Raw genomic sequence first — 20,873 nt, 5'->3', positions numbered from 1 at the left:
GGTTCATTGTGCCTCCATCGCGGCCTGGGTGATGCGATAGGCGCCGTCGAGCCAACGGATGATTTCGCGGGCGGCAGGATGGTCGATGGCGGCGTAGCGGACGCGGAGCCCGTCGGCCGCCTTGCCCAGCCGGTCGAGGCCGACATCCTGAAGGAAGAGGAGATCGTCGCGGATGAAGGCGGCGAGTTCCGGTCCCGCGACGGTCTCGGCGGCCCGCGCCAGCGCCCGGCCATATTCATAGGCCTCGCCCTCGGCGTAGCTCGCCGCGAGCGTCAGCGCTGGGATGCGCGAGAGCACGGGCTGGAGCGCCGGATTGACGCCATGGGCGGCGAGGTGGCCGCCCATCGCCGCGGGCCGGCCGGTGAAGGCGCGGATGTGGAGATATTGCGACATGCGCGGCCCGTCATTGACCGGATAATTGTCCCAGAGCACGGGCTTGCGGCGCAGCGTTTCCGAGACGCGGGCGAGATGGCCCGGCGAATATTCGCGCGAGCAGACTTCCTCGCCCGTCCAGAAGACATGGATCGCCGGGTCGAGAAGGCGGCCCAGCGTTTCGAGATAGGCGGGCGGGCGGGCGCCGAAGATCCGGTCGAGGATCGGATCGTCCGTGTAATAGCTCGGGCAGACGGTGATGCGGGTGGCCCGCGTCCGCGCGGCGGCCCAATCGACGATCCGTGCCTGCGCCTCGGCGAGATCCGCCTGACTGCCCTGCATGTCGTCGAACAGCAGCCCCAGTTCCTCGATGCCGATGTCGTCGAAGAAGGCGAGCTTGCGTGCGAGCGCCGATTTCGCATCGGCGTTGAAGTCGCGGTAAATCTCGTAAGGGCTCAACCCGACGCCGAAGCGCACGCCCTCGGCGCGGCAAGTGGCGGCGAAGGCGCGGAGGCCTTCAGCCTCGGCCTCCGGGTGCTCCTCCTGCCAGCGGCGCCGGAGATAGGCGTCGGCTTTCGGCGCATAGAGATAGAAGCGGTAGCCATGGGGTTTCAGGAAGGCGACCGTTTCGGCGCGCGTCTTCCAGTCCCAGGGTGTGCCGTAAAAGCCTTCGATCAGTCCGAGTTCGGTTTGCGCCATCGCCGTCCGCCCCTCGCATTGCCCACCAAAGGGGTGTGCCGCTTTCGCGCGGGCTTGGCAAGTGGGATGGGCGAATTCAGCCCGGAAAAGCGGCTGATGTTTTCACCCCGCGAGCAGGAGCCGGGCAACCGCTCCTCGGTGCCGGAATTTTCCGCCGCCTCAGCGTCCCTTGACGATCTCGACCGTCTGCACGACGGGCTTTCCATCCGTGCCCTGAACGGTCGTCTTCCACTTGTCGCCGACCTTGTCGCCCTTGAGAACGGCGCAGGCTTCCGGTCCGGGCTCGCCGCCCGGCGTTTCAGGGGTGACGCAGAGCTTGTCGCCGTCGAGCCGCCATGTGCCCTTCGCCTCGAAGGAGGTGGGCGAGCCCGCGGGCGTGATCTCGCCGGAGAAGGTGTGATCCCGGTTGTAATAGAGCTTCAGCACGGTGCCGTCGGGCCGCGTTCCAACCATGGTGTTGTCGAAGCGCGGTTCCATGCTGGCCGCGAAAGCGGGCATTGCGAGAGCCGCAGCCGCAACCGTCAGAACCGCCATCGCCGCGCCGCGCGCGAATGTACCCGCCTTCATGCTGACCCCCTGAAACAACCGGTGGCGCAGCCTAGCACGGGCAGGCACGCCGAAAGCAATGGGCGCCTGGATATTCCTGCCGGTATCGTAAATGCCAGGCGCGGCATGACGGATGCGTAGAAGTGGCGGAGTGTCCGCGATCCTTCGCAGGGTGAAGGCGTGGATGGTCCGGACAAGCCGGGCCATGACGTTTGAGGTGGAACGTCAGCCCGTCATGGCCCGCTTCATGCGGGCCATCCATGACTTCCTTGTGTCACCACCGTGCCGAGCGGCGCGCGACCGGGCCGTCATCGGTCAGCGCGATATGTGTCAGCGTCTGCTCGTCATGGTTCATGCGCCACGAAAGCATCTTCTGCGCATATTCGAGAACGACGGGCAGATAGGCCGGATCATCGGCGCGGTTCACGAATTCGCCGGGGTCCTTTTCGAGATCGAAAAGCAGCGGCGGCAGCTTCGTGAAGTGGACATATTTGAATTTCTCGTCGCGGATCACATTCATCGTGCACTGATGAAGGGTGAGGCCGAGCGCCTTTTCCGCCGCATCGTCGGCGGGGTCGCGGAAATCGAATTCCCAATGCGCCTCCGTCCGCCAGCCGCCGGGCGCGCCGTCCCCCGAGAGGAAGGGCGTCAGCGCCTTGCCGTCGCACTGGACGGGGCTGTCGAGGCCGAGCGCCTCGAGCATGGTCGGCATGATGTCCACATTCTCGGTGAACCGCGTGACGATCTTTCCGCGCGACTTGTCCCCGCCGGGGCGCGGATCGCGGATGATGAGGGGAATGCGGTAGGAGGCATCGAAATAGCCGCATTTGCCGAGGAGCCAGTGGTCGCCCATCTGCTCCCCATGGTCGGAGGTGAAGATGATGAGGGTCTTCTCCCAGAGGCCGCGCTCTTTGACAAAGTGAATGAGGCGGCCGATCTCGGCATCGACCTCGCTCATCAGCCCGTAATAGACGGCCTTGAGCCGGCGGAGCTTCTTCTCGTTCGCGGGCGCGCGGAAGAGCCTGCGGGAGAGCTGGTGGGCGAGCCACGGGTGCTGGCGGCCTTCGTCATCCGGCGTGGCGCAGCGTGTGAAGCCCGGCACTGATGCCGGATCGTACATCGCGTTATAGGGCTCGGGCGCGACGAAGGGCGGATGCGGCCGGAGCAGCGAGAGATGCGCGACGAAGGGCTCGCGCTGGGCGGCGATGTAGTCGATGAGCCGGTTGACGAGGAAGGCCGTGTCATCCTCGGCCTGCGGATAGAGGAGGGGCTTCGGGTGCGGCGCGCCGTCCTCATAGTCCGGCCCGGAAGCCCGGTGGCCATAGGCGTAGCGGATGTCGTCCGGCACCTCGTAGCCATTGGCCTTCAGATAGTCGGTCCAGGGCGTCGGCCAGGTGCCCATCATGCAGACCGGACGAATGCCCGGCAGCGGCCCTTCATAGGTTCTGAGCCAGGGGCTCTCGGGATCTTCCTCGCGCGGGTCCTGGCTCGTATCCGTGTAGCCGAAAAGGACGGGATCGTAGCCCGCCTTCGCCACCTCCTTCGCCCAGTTCGTGTGGCGGGCGTCGAGCGGCGTTCCGTTGGTGCCAGAACGGTGGTTCTGCAGATACATGCCGGTGTGGAGCGAGGCGCGCGAAGGGCCGCAGGGGACGGCGTTCGCATAGTGCCGGCTGAAGGTGACGCCTTCCTTGGCCAGCGCATCGAGGTTCGGCGTCCGGACCTGCGGGTGCCCGAGCGCCGACAGGCACTCGCCGCGCCATTGGTCGGCGGTGATGAAAATGACGTTGAGCGGTTCGCCCATGGAAGGCCTCTCCCCTGATCCTCTCGCTTTCGCGAAACTATGCGCGGGATGGGGCGGGCCTGCAACGAGGGCCGGGGGCGGCGGAGGAGGGCAAGAAGCGGCTTTACCCGGGGCCGTGGGCCATGCTACCTCCCCCCATGCCTTGAAAAGCTCCGGCCGTGAAAAGCTCCGGCGACTTCTTTCAGCGGCAATTCGAGATCTGCCGGTCCAACCGGCGCGTTCACATTCTTGCAGTCGAGACGGCGATGGCGAAGATCACCTTTAAGGAAAGCAACGGCACGGAACGCACGGTGGAAGCCGAAAACGGCATGACCGTGATGGAAGCGGCCATCAAGAACATGATCCCCGGCATTGACGCCGATTGCGGCGGGGCCTGCGCCTGCGCGACCTGCCACGTCTATGTGGACGAGGCATGGAGCGGCAAGGTCGGAAAGCCCGAGAGCATGGAGGAAGACATGCTCGATTTCGCCTTCGACGTGCGCGAAAACTCGCGGCTTTCCTGCCAGATCAAGATCACGGACGAGCTGGACGGCCTCGTGGTGACGACGCCGGACAAGCAGTTCTGAGGGGCATCGCCTCTTCGGCCTGAACGGCCTTTACATTACAGGGCACGCACGAGCCCCGGAGCCGATCCGGGGCTTGATTGCGTTCGGGACCCGTTTGCCCGTCATTCCCCCGCTGCGCGCATCTTGGCGTCGAAAACCCGGAATTCGTGCTCGATCGACTTTTCGATGAGGAGCCGCCAGACGGGTTCGGCGATCTCGCGGGACAGTCCGTATTCGTCGGCCGCGGCCAGCGCCTTCGACACCACATCCTCGATCCGCGCCTCGTCGCGCACCGCCGAGCGTTCGCCTTTGATGCGGCCGGCCTCGTCGATATAGGATTGCCGCTCGGCGAGAAGTTTCGCGAGTTCCCGGTCGATCCGGTCGATCTCGCGGCGGACCTCCTCCATCGTGTGACATTTCATCATGTTGCTCTCCGGGGGGCGTAGGCGCTTTGCTGCAGCGCCGCATCCGGGCCACAACATAGCCACGAGGCGGGCTTTGTCACCCTTGAATCTTCAAGGATTTCCGCGGCAAAGCGCGGCGGGCGGCTCGGCCCGCGCATCGGACGGAAAAAGCGCTTGGCGCGGAGCCCGGCTCGACCTATATAAGCGGTCCGAATTGTGAAATCGAATGAATAACATTTATTCGATGTTTTTTGTTCCGGCGGCCGGAGCGCGTGGACCAACGGCAGGTACCAAGAGCAGGTGAGAGACATGGCTGAGACGATCACGACGGATGTAGTCATTATCGGCGCGGGGCCCGTGGGGCTCTTCGCGGTGTTCGAGCTTGGGCTGCTCGATATCAAGGCGCATCTCGTCGACATTCTCGACCGGCCGGGCGGGCAGTGCGCCGAGCTTTATCCGGAGAAGCCGATCTACGACATTCCCGGCCTTCCGATCGTGACCGGCCAGGAACTGACCGATCGGCTGATGGAGCAGGCAGCGCCCTTCCATCCGGAATTCCACTTCAACGAGATGGTGGAGGAGGTCGAGCGCCAGCCGGACGGAAGCTGGCGCCTCAAGACCGATGGCGGCCTCGTCTTCAACACCAAGGTCATCGTGATCGCGGCGGGCGGCGGCAGCTTCCAGCCGAAGCGTCCGCCCATCCCCGGTATCGAGGAATATGAGGGCAAGTCCGTCTTCTATGCGGTGAAGAAGATGGAAACATTCCGTGGAAAGAACGTTCTCATTTCGGGCGGCGGCGACAGCGCGCTCGACTGGACGATCAACCTCCAGCCCATCGTGGACTCGATGCAGCTCGTCCATCGCCGCGACGGCTTCCGCGCCGCGCCCGCCTCGGTCAACGAGATGCACCGGCTGGTTCAGGAAGAGAAGATGAAGTTCCACCTCGGGCAGGTGACGAAGCTCCATGGCGCGAACGGACAGCTCGAAGGCGTGACCATCAAGGGCAACGACAATGTGGAGTTCGATGTCGCCTGCGACACGCTTCTGCCCTTCTTCGGTCTGACGATGAAGCTCGGCCCGATCGCGAATTGGGGGATCAATCTTCACGAAAATCTCATTCCGGTGGATACGGAGAAATTCGCCACCAGCGAGCCGGGCATCTATGCCATCGGCGACATCAACACCTATCCCGGCAAGCTGAAGCTCATCCTTTCGGGCTTCCACGAGGCGGCGCTGATGTCGCAGGCAGCGGCGCGGCACATCAATCCGGACGCGAAGATCACGTTCCAGTACACGACCTCATCGACGAGCCTGCAGAAAAAGCTCGGCGTCGCGTAGGCAAGCCGCACTTTTCCATATCGTTCAGGGCGCGGGCCAAGCAGGCTCCGCGCCGCCGGAATTCCGCGCCCGGAGGTTATCCCATGCATATCTATCTCACCGATGGCGAAGGCCGCGAACACAAGCTCGACGCGCTCGAGGGCTGGCGGGTGATGGAGATCGTCCGCGATCACGGATTTCCGATCATCGCCGAATGTGGCGGCGCCTGCGCCTGCGGCACCTGCCAGGTCGAGATCGATCCGGAATGGGCGTCGCGGCTTCACGATCCGCGAGAGGACGAACTCGACATGCTGGACCAGAACTATGGCGGCCCGTGGTCGCGGCTTTCCTGCCAGCTCATCTTCACTGCCGAGCTTGACGGGCTCCGGCTCCGCATCGCGGATGTGGCGCTGAAGGACGCGGCCTGAGGCGGGGCGCATGGCGGCCCGCATGACCGGATGCGCGGGCGGGTGTGGCATGGCATAGTCGGGCGGCAAGGCAGATCCCACTTCTTCCGGCCGCGGCCCGTCGCATGACGGCCGGAGCAAAAGGCAAGCCCGATACCGTGAAGCGCTTCGTTCTTTCCCTCTTTCTCGTCCTGTTGCTCGTTCAGCCCCTGCCGTCGCCGGCGCTGGCGGATGGCGGCGCCATCCAGACGACGCTCTATTTCGGCCTCGGGATAAAGGGGGGCGGGCATGTCAGCGAGAAGGAGTGGCATCGCTTCGTGGCCGAGGTCGTGACGCCGCGCTTTCCCGACGGGCTCACCATCGTTCCGGCGACGGGCCAGTGGCGCGATCCGAAGGCTAAGTCGACAAGGGTCGTGTCCGAGCCGACGAAGATCGTCATCATCGTGCATCCGGAAACGGTGGCGACGGCGAAGGCGATCGGGGAAATCAAGCGGGCCTATGTGAAGCGCTTCCGGCAGGACGCCGTTTTCCACACCGACCAGCCGGTGCGCGTCGTCGAATAGACCGCGCCCACTGGACAAGCCACATCTACCTTGCGAAAACGGGCCATGCTTGCCGCCGAACCGCTTGTCGAGAAAAGTTTCGAGATTTGGCCGGGCGTGCTGCGCTTTGCAGCCGCAGGAGAGAACGCCCATGCCGCGCTCGACGCCGGCATGGACATGGCGCGCGAGCTGACGCTCAACCTCATCGCGGATGCCGACCTCATCGCCAAGATGGGGGCGGCGGGCTCGCTCGACATGCTGCCGCGCGGGGCGGCGGGCCGGATGGTGCCCGACGCCGTGCGCGCGCTGATGCAGGCCAATGGCGGGGCGAGCCTCGCCGATGTGCCGCCGCCGCTCGTCGCGCTGCCCGGCGCCGTTTGCGACGCCACGCTCGCCGCCATGCGCGAGGCGGGCGGCTGCCCCGTGATCGTCGTCTCGCTCGACGATGCCGCCGCGTTCCATATCGAGGGGCAGGTCGAGGGCAGGACGGCGCTCGCCGCCACCCATTCGGCGCCGCTCATGCTCGGCGAGTTCCTGCGCGCGCTCGGGCCGGGGCAGGGGGGCGTCGCGCTTGCCGGTCTTCGCGGGCATTTCCCGACCTCGGGCGCGGCCGACGGGGTGATGGTGCATGCCAGGAGCGCGGCCATGGCGGCGTTCGCCGCGGCCTTTATCGCCGACGGAACGGCGGCTCCTTCCGCTCACCGCAAGGGGCGGCTTGCCGACCCGCTCGTGGCCAGCGCCTTTCAGGGGCGCAGGCTCACCGGCGAGGTGGGAGCGCTGCCGCCGGATACGATCCGGGAGGCGCTGTCCGGGGGCGTGAAACGGGCGAGCGCGCTGCGCGAGAAGGCGCTGTTGCGCGCCTGCGTCCTCGCGCTCAGGGGGCGCGGCCGCACGCTCGGACCCATCGACGGCGACCGGCTGCTTCGCTTCGGCGTTTCGGAGTGGCGCTAGGCACCGGACATGCCCATAATTCCGCCCGAGCAAAGGGAGGAGCGCCATGGGCCTTTACGAAAAATATGTCGTGCCGCACATCATCAACTGTGCGTGCGGAACGAAGCCGATCCGCTATCAGCGCAGGAAGGTCGTGCCGCTGGCGGAAGGCACGGTGCTCGAAATCGGCATCGGCACGGGCTTCAATCTTCCCTATTACGATCCGGCCAAGGTGAAGAAAGTGATCGGCCTCGACCCCTCCGAGGCTTCATGGAAGCTGGCGGGGGAGCGGGCGAAGGATCTGCCGTTTCCGGTCGAGTTCATCGGCCTGCCGGGCGAGCAGATCCCGCTCGACGACAAGAGCGTCGACACGGTGCTCGTCACATTCAGCCTTTGCACCATTCCCGATCCGGTGAAGGCGCTGGAGGGCATGCGGCGCGTGCTGAAGCCCGGCGGCAAGCTCGTCTTCTGCGAGCATGGCGCGGCGCCCGATGCCGATGTCCTCAAATGGCAGAACCGCGTCAACCCGGTCTGGCGGACGCTTTTCGGCGGCTGCAACCTCAACAGGCAGATGCCATCGCTCATCGAAAGCTCGGGGTTCAGGATCACCGATCTTCAGAGCATGTATCTGCCCTCGACGCCGCGCATAGCGGGCTTCAACTATTGGGGCATGGCGGAGGCGTGAAGGCGGGCGGCGGCCCGGCTCACCACCAATAGGGCGGACCGTAGCGGGGGCCCCACCAGGGCGGCGGCATGGTGTTCGCGCGGTCGATGGCGCGGGTGTTCTCTTCCTGCGCGCGGATTTCCCGGAGCTTCAGCATGCAATTGCCGAAGGCGGGCGTATCGGGCTTGAAGCCGAGGCGCTGACATTCCTGGGCATCGGCCTGGCGCTGCGCCGCCGCGCGGGCCGCCTGTTCCTCGGGGCTCACACAGGACGCGACGAGAAGAAGGAATAGAAGCGCCAAGGATTTTCGCATTTGAGCCTCCTCTGTCCGCCGGTCGCTAAAATCCGTGAACGACGCCCACCCCTACGCCGAAATTCACATTCGGGGACCGCGCGCCTTCGTTCCTGGCACGGATTTCCCGCATCTTGAGGCGGCAATTTCCGTAGGCGTCGGTGCCGGGCTTGAAGCCGAGATCGACACAGTTCTGATGATCCACGGCATCAAGGCGGGCCTTTTCGGCGGCGCTGTCGGCGCAGGCCGAAAGCGCGAGGCCGAAGCCCAATATGCCGCCAATCCATAAAATCCGTTTCATCTTCATGCCGGCTGCCTCCTCGTTCCGCTCCATATTAAATGGAAACGGGGCGAAATAGCGGCGTTTCATCCGCAATTTTTTAGGGGCGGCGGCGGGTCGACCCCGGCCTTTTGGCGGCAACTCATCGGTATAATCCCGGACTGGCGGCACCGGCACGGGGACGGATAGACTTTTCCGCCTGCCTGCAATCCGGCAATTGCGGGCCTGCGGCCGCAAGTCACGAGGCAGAAGCGGAGCCCATCTTGAGAGCCAAGTCGATCTGGATCGGCGGCGCCGCGCTGGCGGTGGTTGCAATTGCAGGGGCCGTATTTCTGTTTCGTCCCGCTTCCGTCGTGGTGGTGAAGCCCGAGCGCGGACCGGCCGTCGAGGCGGTCTATGCGACCGGCACGGTCGAACCCGTCGTCTATGCCCAGACGGGCTCGAAGGTCGCGGGCCGCGTCGCGGAGATCCACGCGAAGGAAGGCGACACGGTGAAGAAGGGCGACATCCTCGCCATCGTCGACTTCGCGGAAGAGACCTACAATGTCGAGCAGCTCAAGGCGAAGCTCGCCCTTGCCGAGCGCGATGCCAGACGCGCGCGCGCGCTCCGGCAGTCCGGAAATATCAGCATCGCGGCGCTCGATCAGGCGGAAAGCGCGCTCGGAGCGGCCGTGGCGGCGCTTCGCGCGGAGGAGGCCAGGCTCGAGGATCATTATATCCGCGCGCCCATAGACGGCACGGTGCTGCGCTCGGAGTTGCAGCTCAAGGTTGGCGACATGGTGCAGCCGCAGCAGACGCTGTTCGTCGTCGGCGATCCGTCCGCGCTCCAGATCGACGCCGAAGTCGATGAAGAGGACATTCCGCTGGTGAAGCCGGGGCAGAAGGCGCTGATCCGCGCCGACGCCTTCAATGACCGCGTGCTCGACGGCGAGGTGAAGGACATCACGCCCTATGGCGATCCGGTCGCGCGGACCTATCGCGTCCACATCGCGCTGCCTTCCGACACGCCGCTTCTTTCCGGCATGACGACCGAAATCAACATCATCGTGCGGGAGGAAAAGAACGCGCTGCTCGTGCCCGTGGCGGCGCTCTCCGGCGGCTCGGTCTGGACCCTCGCGGAGGGGCGCGCGCATCTCGTCAAGGTCGAGATCGGCGCGGTCGGCAAGGACAAGGCCGAAGTGAAATCGGGCCTTGCGGAAGATGCGCTCGTCATCGCGACGCCGCCCGCGGGGTTATCCGAGGGCACTCGGCTTCGCGCCTCGGGGCCTTGAGCAGATGTTCTGGCGCGTCACCCTGTCGATTGCATTCGCGCAGTTGATGAACCGGCGCCGCCAGACCCTCGTTTCCATGCTGGGCGTCGCGCTCGGCGTCGGCTTCTTCATCGCGACGTCTTCGATCATGTCGGGCTCGGAGCAGGACTTCGTGCAGCGGCTCGTGAACAACGCACCACACATCACGATCAAGGACGAGTTCCGCAACCCGACGACGCAGCCCGTCTTCATCGCCTTCAGGCATGGCGCGATCTCGCTCGTGCGCACGAAGCCGCGCGAATATCTGCGCGGCATCAAGAATTACAGCGCCAAGGTCGAGGAGCTTTCTCAGCGTCCCGGCGTCATCGCCGAAGCGGCGCTGACGGGGCAGGTGATCGTCCGCTTCGCGAACAAGGATGTGAGCGCCTCTGTCGCCGGCATCGATCCCGACAAGGAGAAATATCTGACGCAAGTCGAAAGCGACATGCGGCAGGGGAGCCTCGAGCGGCTTCGCACGACGGCGGACGGCATCGTCATCGGCACCGGCGTCACGGACAAGATCGGGCTCAAGATGGACGATCTGGCAACCGTCATTTCGCCGACCGGTCTTGTCAAGCGCATGAAGGTCGTCGGGGTCTTCCATGTCGGCAATCTGCTTCTCGATACGGGGCAGGTCTATGTGCTGCTCAAGAACGCGCAGGTGCTGCTCGACAAGCCCTTCATCGCGAACCAGATTCGCATCAAGATTCCAAATCCGGATGATGCCGAAACCTTTGCCGCCCAGCTCGAGGCGCGCTGGGGATATCGTTCGGAATCCTGGCAGGAGGTCAATCGCGACATTCTCGGCCTCTTTGTCATCCGCAACGCGATCACCTATTCGATCGTGAGCGCGATCATGGTCGTCGCCGCGTTCGGCATCTTCAACATCATCTCGACAGTCGTGATGGAGAAGCGGCGCGACATCGCCATCATGATGTCGATGGGATTTCGCGCCAGGGACATCGAGGCCGTCTTTCTCATTCAGGGCGTGCTTGTCGGCCTTCTCGGCATGGCGATCGGCTGGTCGATCGGTTACGGGCTTCTGGAGCTTCTCTCCCTCGTCAAATTCAACGTGCCCGGTGTCACGGAGAGGCAAGGCTTCGTGCTCGACAGGAGCTTCCGGCCGTTCGCGATCGGCGGCATTTTCGCGCTGACGGCCGCAATCGCGGCGGCGTGGTATCCGGCGCGCAAGGCCGCGCAGGTGCGGCCCGTCGACATCATCCGGGGGGCGGCATGAGCGGGGAGGCGCCTCTGGTCGAAATGCGCGGCGTCACGCGCATCCTCAAGGAGGTGGTGCCGGTGACGCTGGTGCGCGATATCAACCTCTCGGTCAATCGTGGCGAATTCGTCAGCATCACGGGGCCCTCCGGCTCCGGAAAATCGTCGCTGCTCTATCTGCTCGGCCTTCTCGATGTGCCGACCGAAGGCGAAGTCTTCATCGACGGCGAGGCGACGAGCGGGCACAGCGCCGACGCGCTGGCGGCGATCCGGCTCAGGAAGCTCGGCTTCGTCTTCCAGTTCCACTTCCTGCTGCCGGAATTCACCGTCCTGCAGAACGTGACATTGCCGATGCTGCGGCTCGGCGCGCTCGACGAGGCGCAGATCGAGACGCGTGGAAGACAGCTTCTCTCCGATCTCGATATAGAAGATCAGGCGGGCAAGCGGCCGGACCAGCTATCGGGCGGCCAGCGCCAGCGTGTGGCCATCGCCCGCGCGCTCGCCAACGATCCGGGCATCATTCTGGCCGACGAGCCGACCGGAAATCTCGACACGAAGAACAGCGAGATCGTGCAGGATATTTTCAGTCGTCTCGTGCGTGAGCAGGGACGGACGGTCATTGCGGTGACGCATGAGATTGCCTTCGCTTCCGCCGCCGAGCGCAATATTCATCTCGTCGATGGCAGGATCGTGAAGGACGAGCGGCGCTGAACGTGGCGCAATGAAAATGCCGCCGGGGTGTCTCTCCGCGGCGGCATTTCCTGTTGGCCGGTCAGATAACTTCGCTCCTAGCGGCTCAGCTCGCGCATGGCCTTGTCCAGACCTTCGAGCGTCAGCGGATACATGCGCTCGGCGAAGATCTGCTTGATGATCTGTAGCGAGGGCGTGTGCTCCCAGTGCCGCTCGGGCACGGGGTTGAGCCAGACCGCGCTCTCATAGATCTGCGTGACGCGCTCGAGCCAGACGCCGCCCGGCTCCTCGTTCCAGTGCTCGACCGAGCCGCCCGCATAGGTGATCTCATAGGGGCTCATGCTCGCATCGCCGACAAAGATGACCTTGTAGTCGGACGGGAACTTGTGGAGCACGTCCCAGGTCGCCATCTTCTCGTTGTGACGGCGGCGATTGTCCTTCCACACGCCTTCATAGAGGCAGTTGTGGAAGTAGAAATACTCCATGTTCTTGAATTCGGTACGCGCCGCCGAGAACAGCTCCTCGCAGAGCTTGATGTGGCTGTCCATCGACCCGCCGATGTCGAAGAAGACGAGCAGGTTGATCTTGTTGCGCCGCTCCGGGACCATCTTGATGTCGAGATAGCCATGATGCGCGGTCGAGCGGATCGTATCCTCGAGATCGAGCTCGGTCGGCGCGCCGTCGCGGGCGAACTTGCGCAGGCGGCGCAGCGCGACCTTGATGTTGCGCGTGCCAAGCTCGACGGAATCGTCGAGGTTCTTGTATTCGCGCTTGTCCCAGACCTTCACGGCCTTGCCGTGGCGGCCTTCCTTCTGGCCGATACGCACGCCTTCCGGGTTGTAGCCATAGGCGCCATAGGGGGAGGTGCCGGCGGTGCCGATCCACTTGTTGCCGCCCTCGTGGCGCTCCTTCTGTTCCTCGAGACGCTTCTTCAGCGTCTCCATGATCTTCTCCCAGCCGCCCAGCGCCTCGATCTGCGCCTTCTCCTCCTCGGTGAGGAATTTTTCGGTGAGCTTGCGCAGCCATTCCTCGGGAATGTCGGCGGTCTGGGTGTCGCTCATGAGGTCGAGGCCCTTGAAGACATGGCCGAAGACCTGATCGAACTTGTCGAGATTGCGTTCGTCCTTCACCAGGGAGGAACGCGAGAGGTAGTAGAAGTCCTCGACCTTGCGGTCGATGACATCGGCATCCATCGCCTCGAGCAGCATCAGATACTCGCGCAGGCTGACGGGGATGTTTGCCTTTTTCAGCTCATGAAAGAAATGGACGAACATGGGGCGCACCTTGCCGTTCGAGCGACGATCCTGCCGGTTTCCGATCGTCATGCCGGGGCGTGCCCGGCATGACGGATGAGGAAATGCCTAGTTCCTCTCGCGACGCGCGAGGAAGGCGAGGCGCTCGAAGAGGTGGACATCCTGCTCGTTCTTCAGCAGCGCGCCATGGAGCGGCGGGATGAGCTTCGAGGGGTCCTTCTCGCGCAGCGTCTCGGGCGAAATGTCCTCCGAGAGCAGCAGCTTCAGCCAGTCGATGAGTTCGGACGTCGAGGGCTTCTTCTTCAGGCCCGGCACTTCGCGGATCTCGTAGAAGATGTTGAGCGCTTCCTGCACGAGCTTGCCCTTGAGGCCCGGGAAGTGGACGTCGATGATGGCGCGCATCGTGTCTTCGTCCGGGAACTTGATGTAGTGGAAGAAGCAGCGGCGCAGGAAGGCGTCCGGCAGTTCCTTCTCGTTGTTCGAGGTGATGATGACGATGGGGCGCTGGCGGGCCTTGATCGTCTCGTTCGTCTCGTAGACATAGAATTCCATCCGGTCGAGCTCCTGAAGGAGGTCGTTGGGGAATTCGATGTCGGCCTTGTCGATCTCGTCGATGAGCAGGACGGGGCGCGTGTCGCGCTCGAACGCCTCCCAGAGCTTGCCCCTGGTGATGTAGTTGCGGATGTCCTTCACGCGCTCGTCGCCAAGCTGGCTGTCGCGCAGGCGCGTCACCGCGTCATATTCATAAAGGCCCTGATGCGCCTTGGTCGTCGACTTGATGTTCCAGGTGATCAGCTCGGCGCCGAGCGCGCTTGCGACTTCCTCGGCCAGAACCGTCTTGCCGGTGCCGGGCTCGCCCTTGATCAGAAGCGGGCGCTGAAGCGTGATCGATGCGTTGACGGCGACGCGCAGGTCCTCGGTCGCAACGTAATTCTTTGTACCTTCAAACTTCATGGATTTGGGCTTTCTCTCCGGAAGCTGCGGCCGGGGCACGCGCTCCCTCCCGTGACAATGGCTAAACGGCACCGAAACTAGGGCCTGGGCTCCACGGGTTCAAGACAAACGCCGCCCGCCCGCCTGATCAGACCTGCAATTCGACCCGGCAAAAGCTGCCGGGCAGGGCGGTTTCTACCCGACGGGCCATGGTTTTCATCTGGTTAAGGCGTTGAAATAATTGATATTTGCGGCTGGCCCGCTCCTTGCTCCCTGTGGTCCGAACAGATGCGCCTCGGCGGCGCCACCGGCATGGAGACAAGGCCATGAGTTTTTTTGGGTCGATGACCACCGCGATCACGGGCATCCGCGCGCAGTCGAGCGCGCTCGGCTACATCTCGGACAATATCGCGAACAGCCAGACGACCGGCTTCAAGCGGACCGATGCAAGCTTCTATGACATCGTGACCGCGTCCTCGCCGAACTTCCACCAGCCGGGCGCCGTGGTCGCCAAGCCGAGCTACACCAACGCCGTGCAGGGCTCGGTCGATGCCTCGCAGGTCTCCACCAACATGGCGATCAATGGCGAAGGCTTCTTCATCGTCTCGCAGCGCGTCGCGACCGTGGACAGCAAGCCCGTGTTCCAGCAGGTGCCTTATTACACGCGGCGCGGCGACTTCGCGATGGACAAGAACGGCTTTCTCGTGAATGGCGGCGGCTACTATCTCCAGGGCCTGCCGATCGATCCGATGACGAACAATCCGACCGGCGACACGCCGCAGGTCATCCAGATCAACAACCAGTTCCTCGCCGCCAAGCAGTCGACGACGATCAACTACACCGCCAACCTGCCGAACTTCCCCATGACGGCGCAGGCGGCCATGATGATGAATGCGTCGGGCTCGGAGCTCCTGCAAACGGCCGCCGAGGCCGCATCGCCGACGCCGCCCTTCGCCAACGATCCGACGGTCATTCCGCCGACGGCGACCGACGGCTTCGTGCAGGCCGCGAACGAGCAGTCCTTCCTCGACCGCTCGGTCGCGGGCGGCGCCATCACCGTTTATGACGGGCAGGGCAATCCGGTGAACGTGCAGATCCGCTGGGTGAAGGTGAACAACACCGCCGGCGAGGGCACGGGCGCCGCGGGCGATGTGTGGCAGGCGTTCTACAAGTCGGACGACAGCGCGACCGGCACCGCCGCCAAATGGACCAATATCGGCCAGTCCTATGCCTTCAACGCTTCGGGGCAGCTCAATCCGCCGGTCGACTCGACGACGATCAGCGCGCTCACCGTCAATGGCGTCAATCTCGGCAATATCACGCTGCATCACGGCCCCGGAAACATGACCCAGTTCGCCGATACGAACGGCACGGTCGCAGTGAACAGGATCGATCAGGACGGCTATGCCTCGGGCCAGCTCGTCAGCGTCGCCGTGGCCGCCAATGGCCGCATCACCGGCACCTATACGAACGGCAAGACGATCGACCTCTTCCAGGTTTCGCTCGCCAAGTTCAACAATCCGAACGCGCTTCAGAAGATGAACGGAACGGCCTTCGCCGCGACGCAGGATTCCGGCGCGCCGATCATCGGCGGGACGGGCGAAATCATCGCGCAGGCGGTCGAGGCCTCGAACGTCGATCTCGCCGACGAGTTCTCCAAGCTCATCATCGCGCAGCAAGCCTATACGGCGGGCACACGCATCATCACGACCTCGGATCAGCTGATCCAGGAAACGCTGAACATGAAGCGCTGACAAGATCGTCGCAGGTAAAGCGTCATGAGCCTCTACTCCGCCATCGGAAGCGCCATCAGCGGCCTCAATGCGAGCCAGGCCGGCCTCGATCTCGTTTCGCGCAATATCGCGAATTCGGGCACGCCCGGCTACACGCGCAAGACGCAGGTGGTGCAGAACAACATCGCCGGCGGCGAGGGCATCGGCGTCCAGCTTCTCGCCGCGACGCGCAATGTCGACCGCTTCCTGCAGCAGCAGATCCGCACGGAAGGCGCCGCCACCGCGCGGCTCAATGTCTATACGACCTTTCTCGGCCGCATCGACACCATGTTCGGCACACCCGAGAGCAGCAGCTCGATCGCGGGCTCGGTCACGGCGCTTGAAACCCGGCTTCAGGCGCTGGCGACGACGCCGGACGATCCCGCCGCGCGTCAGACCTTCCTCAATGCCGCCTCCAATCTCGCTTCGCAGCTCAACAGCATGACGAAGCAGATACAGGGCATGCGGCAGGAGGCGGAACAGAACATCTCCGCCGCCGTCTCGCAGGCGAACACGCTGCTGAAGTCGGTCGCCGATCTCAACAACCAGATCGCGCAGCGGCAGGCGAGCAGCCTTTCGGTCGCCGACCTTCAGGACAAGCGCGACGCCGCCATCAACTCGCTCTCGCAGTTGATGGACATCAAGGCGCTCGAGCGCGATGACGGCACGGTGGCGCTCTTCACCGGGGGCGGCCAGCTTCTCCTCGACAAGCAGGCGGTGCAGCTCACATTCGACGCGCATCTGAACCTCGATGCGGGATCGAGCTACAATATTGATGCGAGCAAGCGCACCGTCGGCACGGTGACGCTGCAGAACGGCACGACCTCGGTCGATCTCATCGCCTCGGGCGCGTTCCGCTCCGGCTCGATCGCCGGCTATCTCGAAATGCGCGACAAGGTGCTGCCGCAGGCGCAGGCGCAGCTCGACGAGCTTGCGAGCCAGCTTGCGCTGTCGCTCTCGCAGGAGACGGTGGCGGGGACGGCGACATCCTCGGGCGCCGCGACCGGATACAGCATCGACACGGGCGCGCTCCTCTCCGGCAACACGATCCACCTCACCTATACGGACACGCCCGCCGGGACGAAGCACAACGTCACCATCGTCAAGGTCACGGATCCCTCGGCGCTGCCGCTCTCGAACATGGCGACGAGCGACCCGAACGACGTTGTGATCGGCATCAATTTCAATCAGCCGATGGCGGGGATCGTCGCCGACATCCAGGCGGCGCTGCCGGCTTCCGTCACTGTGTCGAACCCCGGCGGCACGACGCTGAGCTTCCTCGATGACGGCGCGGCGGGAACTTCCGACGTCAACGGCGTGAGCGCGACCGTTACGCCGACCTCGCTTGCGGATGCGGGGACGGGATTGCCGCTCTTCGTCGATGGCACGGCGCAGCGACCCTATTCGGGCAGTTTCGACAACCCGCCGCAGATCACCGGCTTTGCGGGACGCATAGCCGTCAACAAGGCCGTGCTCGCCGACGATACGAGCCTCGTCATCTATCGGACGAGCCCGCAGACGCTGATCGGCGACGATACGCGGCCCAACGATCTCCTGCGCCGTCTGACGGATGGAAGCCGCCTCTATTCGGCATCGACGGGCATCGGTAGCGCGACGACGCCCTTTGCCGGCTCACTCGACAGTTTCGCGCGCCGCATCGTCTCGTTCCAGTCATCGCAGGCCGCGAACGCCTCGAGCGACGCCCAGGCGCAGCAGATCGTCTCGAACACGCTCGAGGACAAGTTCAACAGCGATACGGGCGTCAATATCGACAGCGAAATGTCGAACCTCATCATGCTGCAAAACACATATGCGGCGAATGCCCGCGTCATCACGACGATAAGCGAGCTGTTCCAGGTCCTGTTGAGCATCGGAAGGTAACGTCATGCAGATCTCGTCATATGCGCAGTCGGCGACCATGCGGAGCAACCTGTCGCAGATCCAGACGCAGCTCGCCGATCTTCAGCGCCAGCTCGCATCGGGGCGGAAGGCCGACAGCTTCGCCAAGCTCGGCGATGCGCGCAATCTCGTGCTCGCGCTCAACAATCAGGTGTCGCAGTCGAACAGCTATCTCGACACGATCAACATGACGCAGACGCGCATCAAGGCCAGCTCCGATGCGCTGACGCGTGTCGATCAGATCGCCTCTGAAATGAAGACGGGCGGTCTGACGAGCCAGTTCAACCTGACGGGCAGCGGGCAGACGAGCCTTCAGACCAATGCCGGCATGCGGCTCGGAGAACTTGTCGACCTTCTCAATCTGAGCGTCGCGGACCGCAGGCTTTTCGGCGGCAAGGACACGCAGACGGAACCCGTCGAGACGGCCGATCTCATCCTCAATGGCGATACGGGCCGCGCGGGGCTGAAGCAGGTCATCGCCGAAAGGGCGGCGGCCGATCTCGGCGACGGGCGCGGGCGCCTCGCGCTTTCCTCGCCGACGCCGACGAGCGTTTCGCTGGCCGAGGACGCGGCGCCGAGCCCCTTCGGCTTCAAGCTCTCGGCCGTCAGCTCCACGCTCAATGGCGCCACGGTGACGGGCCCCGCGGGCACACCGGCCGCGCTCGATATCGATTTCGGCGCGTCTCTACCGAGCGAAGGCGATGCGATCTCGATGGATTTCATGCTGCCCGACGGGACGAAGAGGACGGTGACGCTCACCGCGACGGCGGACAACCCGCCCGGCAAGGGGCAGTTCACCGTGGGGCCCGATGCCACGGCGACGGCGGCGAACTTCAGGGCCGCGCTCGATACGGCCATTCAGGGCGAGGCACAGACGACGCTGAAGGCGGCTTCGGCCGTGCAGGCGGGCAACGACTTTTTCTCCAATCCGCCCATGCGCGTGACGGGTCCGGCATTCGCAACCGCGACGGCGATGCAGGCGGGCACGCCCGCCGACACGGTCTTCTGGTACAAGGGCGATACGAACGGCACGGCGGGAAACAATTTCATCGCCACCATCGGCGACGGCTCGCAGATCGCCTATGGCGCACGGGCCGATCAAAGCGCGTTGCGCACGGTTGTGCAGAGCACGGCGGTTCTCGCCGCCGTGTCCTACAGCGCCACGGACGCCAATGCGCCGGCTTCCTACAGCGCGCTGACGCAGCGCACCTCGGCCGCGCTCGCCTTCAACAACACGCAATCTGTGCAGAGCGTCGTCACCGATCTCGGTCTCAAAGCCTCGACGCTCGACATGTCGAAGAAAAATCTCCAGACGCAGATTTCGACCAGCCAGACGCTGCTCGACAACACGCAGAACGCCGATCCCTATACCGTGGCGACCCAGCTCACCACGCTCGTCACGCAGCTCCAGGCGAGCTATCAGGTGACATCGACGCTCTCCAAGCTGTCGCTGGTCAATTATCTCTGAGAGGCGGTTCTATAAGCCGTCAGACCCGATCTGTTCGGGGAGCAAAGAAAAAGGACCCGCATTGCGGGTCCTTTTTCGATTCCGGCTCGTTCCGTCCGCGGCTCAGGCCGGGCGCTGAAGAAGGCCCGCCGCGATCTGACGATTGATGTTGATGAAGCTGTCGAGGCGTTCGGGCGCCGGATTGGCCTGCACGTCGATCGTATGCTTCAGAATGAAGACGGCGAGATTGGCGATGTTCTGACGGACCTCGCGCGGCAGCGGGTGGTCTGCCTCGGTGACGGCTGTCGCAAAGACCGTCCAGAGCCGGCGATTGTAGAGCAGGGCGGGCTGAAGCTCGCCCTTGGCGGCCGTCTCCCAATTGTCCTTGATCCGCTGAAACTGGCTCGCAGCCTTCAGAAGCACGGAAGCCTCGAACTCGCGAGGATCGACGGCGCTCTTGGCGACTGCGGCGTAGGCCTCATGCGGTCTTGACATTCGATATTAGCTCCCGCTCGTACTCGATCAGTTTCCGAGTTTCCTTGAGAGCTTTATACAATTGCCCGGTTAAGATTTTATTGTTGATGTTATCGAGCATCGGCCCGGTGCTCGGCGCGGCCTGGAGAACGTCCCGCACGAGCTGGAAGTAGAGCTCGTGGTGCTGCATCGGATCGGTCGAGAGATACATCATCTGCAGCACGAGATAGATCTTCTTGCAGGGCGTATCCGCTTCGTCGAGGCGCAGGATGTCCTTCTCCCGCAGGATCGGCGCGTCCCCCTCGATGAAGAGGCGCGTGCGCTGATCGTCATTGGTGATGATGCTGTCGCCGAGGATGAAGCGCTCGCCGGGCTTGAGTTCGACTTTCAGGGCCATGGGGTTCGTCCAAACCGCAAGTGATTCCCGCATGCGGGATTGATCGCAGATTACCCTATCCGGGCCTTGCCCCAAATGAAACGGCGGGGACTTTCGTCCCCGCCGTCCCGTCCGGTATCGCGCGGTCCTGCGGACTTAGCCGAGGATTCGCGTGATGCTCTGCTGCGCCTGGTTGGACAGCGAGAGGGCGGTCGTCGCCAGCGACTGGCGCGTCTGGAGGGCGAGAAGGTTCGCGCCTTCCTCGTTGGTGTCGGCGAGCGTCAGCCCGGCGGCGCCCGTCTGCAGCGTGTTGATCAGGTTCTTCGTGAAATCCTGACGGTTCTGCACGACGGCGAGGTTCGAACCGAAGGTCGAAGCCTGCGTACGCAGCGTGGTCGTGGCGCCGTCGAGCTTGTTGGTGACGGCCTTGACCGCCGAGTCGGTCGAGAAGTCCGTCTGCGCCGCGAGGCCGAGGCCGGCAGCCGAGAAGTTGACGCTCTGGATGTCGAGCTTCGAGGTCTGCTTCTCGTTGAAGTTCACGGTCAGCGTGGCGCCGCTCTGCAGCAGGTTGACGCCGTTGAAGCTGGAGTCAGCGGCAAGCTGGTCGATCTGCGTGAGCAGGTCGTTGTACTGCTGGACGAACTTGGCGCGGCTCGTGCCGTTGTCGATCTTGGCATCGCCGCCAAAGAGCGAAGTGGCCGCATCGCCCGAGAAGCTGACCGC

General features: G+C 64.1%; 23 protein-coding genes. 12 read left to right on the top strand and 11 right to left on the bottom strand.

The genetic code is table 11. From position 1 onward, the window contains the following. Window positions 1-3: 3 nt before the first annotated feature. The 3 genes from PKA57_RS03945 to PKA57_RS03935 form a co-directional block, all read right to left on the bottom strand. Window positions 4-1,071 (bottom strand): beta-N-acetylglucosaminidase domain-containing protein, encoded by a 1,068-nt coding sequence (locus PKA57_RS03945; RefSeq protein WP_324297712.1) that lies wholly within the window; start codon window positions 1,069-1,071, stop codon window positions 4-6. A gap of 159 nt (window positions 1,072-1,230) precedes the next feature. After that, window positions 1,231-1,638 (bottom strand): hypothetical protein, encoded by a 408-nt coding sequence (locus PKA57_RS03940; RefSeq protein ID WP_324297710.1) that lies wholly within the window; start codon window positions 1,636-1,638, stop codon window positions 1,231-1,233. 253 nt (window positions 1,639-1,891) lie between these two features. After that, a complete protein-coding gene (locus tag PKA57_RS03935; protein ID WP_324297708.1) occupies window positions 1,892-3,418 on the bottom strand; it encodes an alkaline phosphatase family protein in 1,527 nt (508 codons plus the stop codon). Between the two features lie 245 nt (window positions 3,419-3,663). On the opposite strand from PKA57_RS03935, the gene PKA57_RS03930 reads away from it, so the two are divergent. After that, window positions 3,664-3,984 carry a 2Fe-2S iron-sulfur cluster-binding protein gene (locus PKA57_RS03930; RefSeq protein ID WP_324297885.1) on the top strand — a complete coding sequence of 107 codons (321 nt, stop codon included), beginning with the start codon at window positions 3,664-3,666 and terminating at the stop codon, window positions 3,982-3,984. A 101-nt stretch (window positions 3,985-4,085) separates the two neighbouring features. Here PKA57_RS03930 and PKA57_RS03925 read toward each other — a convergent pair whose 3' ends face one another. Further along, window positions 4,086-4,388 carry a chorismate mutase gene (locus tag PKA57_RS03925; protein WP_324297707.1) on the bottom strand — a complete coding sequence of 101 codons (303 nt, stop codon included), beginning with the start codon at window positions 4,386-4,388 and terminating at the stop codon, window positions 4,086-4,088. Between the two features lie 288 nt (window positions 4,389-4,676). Between PKA57_RS03925 and PKA57_RS03920 the strand changes: the two genes are divergently transcribed. The 5 genes from PKA57_RS03920 to PKA57_RS03900 all read left to right on the top strand — a co-directional run bounded on the left by PKA57_RS03920 (window position 4,677) and on the right by PKA57_RS03900 (window position 8,248). Further along, complete coding sequence (locus PKA57_RS03920) at window positions 4,677-5,705, top strand: NAD(P)/FAD-dependent oxidoreductase (protein ID WP_324297705.1); 1,029 nt, start codon at window positions 4,677-4,679, stop codon at window positions 5,703-5,705. A gap of 83 nt (window positions 5,706-5,788) precedes the next feature. Beyond that, window positions 5,789-6,112: a 2Fe-2S iron-sulfur cluster-binding protein gene (locus PKA57_RS03915; protein ID WP_324297703.1), complete on the top strand. Its 324-nt coding sequence runs from the start codon at window positions 5,789-5,791 to the stop codon at window positions 6,110-6,112. A gap of 104 nt (window positions 6,113-6,216) precedes the next feature. Beyond that, window positions 6,217-6,654 carry a DUF3574 domain-containing protein gene (locus PKA57_RS03910; protein WP_324297701.1) on the top strand — a complete coding sequence of 146 codons (438 nt, stop codon included), beginning with the start codon at window positions 6,217-6,219 and terminating at the stop codon, window positions 6,652-6,654. Window positions 6,655-6,699: 45 nt separating this feature from the next. Then, a complete protein-coding gene (locus tag PKA57_RS03905; protein ID WP_324297699.1) occupies window positions 6,700-7,584 on the top strand; it encodes a hypothetical protein in 885 nt (294 codons plus the stop codon). 46 nt (window positions 7,585-7,630) lie between these two features. After that, window positions 7,631-8,248: a class I SAM-dependent methyltransferase gene (locus tag PKA57_RS03900; RefSeq protein WP_324297697.1), complete on the top strand. Its 618-nt coding sequence runs from the start codon at window positions 7,631-7,633 to the stop codon at window positions 8,246-8,248. Window positions 8,249-8,267: 19 nt separating this feature from the next. On the opposite strand, the gene PKA57_RS03895 is transcribed toward PKA57_RS03900, so the two are convergent. Together PKA57_RS03895 and PKA57_RS03890 are read right to left on the bottom strand one after the other, a co-directional pair. Next, a complete protein-coding gene (locus tag PKA57_RS03895; RefSeq protein ID WP_324297695.1) occupies window positions 8,268-8,540 on the bottom strand; it encodes a hypothetical protein in 273 nt (90 codons plus the stop codon). A gap of 25 nt (window positions 8,541-8,565) precedes the next feature. Continuing rightward, window positions 8,566-8,976, bottom strand: coding sequence for a hypothetical protein (locus tag PKA57_RS03890; protein ID WP_324297693.1), 411 nt, complete (start codon window positions 8,974-8,976; stop codon window positions 8,566-8,568). A gap of 86 nt (window positions 8,977-9,062) precedes the next feature. Here PKA57_RS03890 and PKA57_RS03885 point away from each other — a divergent pair, with 86 nt between their 5' ends. From PKA57_RS03885 to PKA57_RS03875, 3 genes are read left to right on the top strand one after another with little or no spacing between them, the layout of a single operon-like run. Beyond that, window positions 9,063-10,070: an efflux RND transporter periplasmic adaptor subunit gene (locus tag PKA57_RS03885; RefSeq protein WP_324297691.1), complete on the top strand. Its 1,008-nt coding sequence runs from the start codon at window positions 9,063-9,065 to the stop codon at window positions 10,068-10,070. 4 nt (window positions 10,071-10,074) lie between these two features. Next, the gene (locus PKA57_RS03880) at window positions 10,075-11,325 is read left to right on the top strand and encodes an ABC transporter permease (protein ID WP_324297689.1); all 1,251 of its coding nucleotides are present in this window, start codon (window positions 10,075-10,077) and stop codon (window positions 11,323-11,325) included. Further along, on the top strand, window positions 11,322-12,017 hold the full coding sequence (locus tag PKA57_RS03875) for an ABC transporter ATP-binding protein (protein ID WP_324297686.1): 696 nt from the start codon (window positions 11,322-11,324) through the stop codon (window positions 12,015-12,017). The genes PKA57_RS03880 and PKA57_RS03875 overlap by 4 nt, the downstream gene beginning before the upstream one ends. A 77-nt stretch (window positions 12,018-12,094) precedes the next feature. Here PKA57_RS03875 and PKA57_RS03870 read toward each other — a convergent pair whose 3' ends face one another. Together PKA57_RS03870 and PKA57_RS03865 are read right to left on the bottom strand one after the other, a co-directional pair. Further along, window positions 12,095-13,270 (bottom strand): VWA domain-containing protein, encoded by a 1,176-nt coding sequence (locus PKA57_RS03870; protein WP_324297883.1) that lies wholly within the window; start codon window positions 13,268-13,270, stop codon window positions 12,095-12,097. 87 nt (window positions 13,271-13,357) lie between these two features. Further along, window positions 13,358-14,203, bottom strand: coding sequence for a MoxR family ATPase (locus PKA57_RS03865; RefSeq protein WP_324297684.1), 846 nt, complete (start codon window positions 14,201-14,203; stop codon window positions 13,358-13,360). 305 nt (window positions 14,204-14,508) lie between these two features. On the opposite strand from PKA57_RS03865, the gene PKA57_RS03860 reads away from it, so the two are divergent. From PKA57_RS03860 to PKA57_RS03850, 3 genes are read left to right on the top strand one after another with little or no spacing between them, the layout of a single operon-like run. After that, window positions 14,509-15,936: a flagellar hook protein FlgE gene (locus PKA57_RS03860; protein ID WP_324297682.1), complete on the top strand. Its 1,428-nt coding sequence runs from the start codon at window positions 14,509-14,511 to the stop codon at window positions 15,934-15,936. A 24-nt stretch (window positions 15,937-15,960) separates the two neighbouring features. Beyond that, window positions 15,961-17,835, top strand: a complete 1,875-nt coding sequence (gene flgK, locus PKA57_RS03855; RefSeq protein ID WP_324297680.1) for a flagellar hook-associated protein FlgK — start codon at window positions 15,961-15,963, stop codon at window positions 17,833-17,835. Window positions 17,836-17,839: 4 nt separating this feature from the next. Beyond that, complete coding sequence (locus PKA57_RS03850) at window positions 17,840-19,321, top strand: flagellin (protein WP_324297678.1); 1,482 nt, start codon at window positions 17,840-17,842, stop codon at window positions 19,319-19,321. Window positions 19,322-19,423: 102 nt separating this feature from the next. Here PKA57_RS03850 and flaF read toward each other — a convergent pair whose 3' ends face one another. From flaF to PKA57_RS03835, 3 genes are all read right to left on the bottom strand, one after another. Continuing rightward, the gene (gene flaF, locus PKA57_RS03845) at window positions 19,424-19,795 is read right to left on the bottom strand and encodes a flagellar biosynthesis regulator FlaF (RefSeq protein WP_324297676.1); all 372 of its coding nucleotides are present in this window, start codon (window positions 19,793-19,795) and stop codon (window positions 19,424-19,426) included. After that, window positions 19,779-20,171, bottom strand: coding sequence for a flagellar biosynthesis repressor FlbT (gene flbT, locus PKA57_RS03840; protein ID WP_324297674.1), 393 nt, complete (start codon window positions 20,169-20,171; stop codon window positions 19,779-19,781). Before flbT ends, flaF begins: the two co-directional genes overlap by 17 nt. A gap of 135 nt (window positions 20,172-20,306) precedes the next feature. After that, a partial coding sequence (locus tag PKA57_RS03835) for a flagellin (RefSeq protein ID WP_324297672.1) occupies window positions 20,307-20,873 on the bottom strand: 567 nt, incomplete at its 5' end.

It is taken from the genome of Parvibaculum sp., assembly GCF_035325945.1.
GTDB lineage: Bacteria > Pseudomonadota > Alphaproteobacteria > Parvibaculales > Parvibaculaceae > Parvibaculum.
Note: the sequence above shows the minus strand (reverse complement) of the source record. Positions and strands in the feature narration are given on the sequence as shown.

What these genes read in the sequence shown, in the direction of transcription:
- PKA57_RS03945 (WP_324297712.1), bottom strand. Translation starts at nt 1,071, where the DNA reads ATGGCGCAAACCGAACTCGGACTGATCGAAGGCTTTTACGGCACACCC.
- PKA57_RS03940 (WP_324297710.1), bottom strand. Translation starts at nt 1,638, where the DNA reads ATGAAGGCGGGTACATTCGCGCGCGGCGCGGCGATGGCGGTTCTGACG.
- PKA57_RS03935 (WP_324297708.1), bottom strand. Translation starts at nt 3,418, where the DNA reads ATGGGCGAACCGCTCAACGTCATTTTCATCACCGCCGACCAATGGCGC.
- PKA57_RS03930 (WP_324297885.1), top strand. Translation starts at nt 3,664, where the DNA reads ATGGCGAAGATCACCTTTAAGGAAAGCAACGGCACGGAACGCACGGTG.
- PKA57_RS03925 (WP_324297707.1), bottom strand. Translation starts at nt 4,388, where the DNA reads ATGATGAAATGTCACACGATGGAGGAGGTCCGCCGCGAGATCGACCGG.
- PKA57_RS03920 (WP_324297705.1), top strand. Translation starts at nt 4,677, where the DNA reads ATGGCTGAGACGATCACGACGGATGTAGTCATTATCGGCGCGGGGCCC.
- PKA57_RS03915 (WP_324297703.1), top strand. Translation starts at nt 5,789, where the DNA reads ATGCATATCTATCTCACCGATGGCGAAGGCCGCGAACACAAGCTCGAC.
- PKA57_RS03910 (WP_324297701.1), top strand. Translation starts at nt 6,217, where the DNA reads ATGACGGCCGGAGCAAAAGGCAAGCCCGATACCGTGAAGCGCTTCGTT.
- PKA57_RS03905 (WP_324297699.1), top strand. Translation starts at nt 6,700, where the DNA reads ATGCTTGCCGCCGAACCGCTTGTCGAGAAAAGTTTCGAGATTTGGCCG.
- PKA57_RS03900 (WP_324297697.1), top strand. Translation starts at nt 7,631, where the DNA reads ATGGGCCTTTACGAAAAATATGTCGTGCCGCACATCATCAACTGTGCG.
- PKA57_RS03895 (WP_324297695.1), bottom strand. Translation starts at nt 8,540, where the DNA reads ATGCGAAAATCCTTGGCGCTTCTATTCCTTCTTCTCGTCGCGTCCTGT.
- PKA57_RS03880 (WP_324297689.1), top strand. Translation starts at nt 10,075, where the DNA reads ATGTTCTGGCGCGTCACCCTGTCGATTGCATTCGCGCAGTTGATGAAC.
- PKA57_RS03875 (WP_324297686.1), top strand. Translation starts at nt 11,322, where the DNA reads ATGAGCGGGGAGGCGCCTCTGGTCGAAATGCGCGGCGTCACGCGCATC.
- PKA57_RS03870 (WP_324297883.1), bottom strand. Translation starts at nt 13,270, where the DNA reads ATGTTCGTCCATTTCTTTCATGAGCTGAAAAAGGCAAACATCCCCGTC.
- PKA57_RS03865 (WP_324297684.1), bottom strand. Translation starts at nt 14,203, where the DNA reads ATGAAGTTTGAAGGTACAAAGAATTACGTTGCGACCGAGGACCTGCGC.
- PKA57_RS03860 (WP_324297682.1), top strand. Translation starts at nt 14,509, where the DNA reads ATGAGTTTTTTTGGGTCGATGACCACCGCGATCACGGGCATCCGCGCG.
- flgK (WP_324297680.1), top strand. Translation starts at nt 15,961, where the DNA reads ATGAGCCTCTACTCCGCCATCGGAAGCGCCATCAGCGGCCTCAATGCG.
- PKA57_RS03850 (WP_324297678.1), top strand. Translation starts at nt 17,840, where the DNA reads ATGCAGATCTCGTCATATGCGCAGTCGGCGACCATGCGGAGCAACCTG.
- flaF (WP_324297676.1), bottom strand. Translation starts at nt 19,795, where the DNA reads ATGTCAAGACCGCATGAGGCCTACGCCGCAGTCGCCAAGAGCGCCGTC.
- flbT (WP_324297674.1), bottom strand. Translation starts at nt 20,171, where the DNA reads ATGGCCCTGAAAGTCGAACTCAAGCCCGGCGAGCGCTTCATCCTCGGC.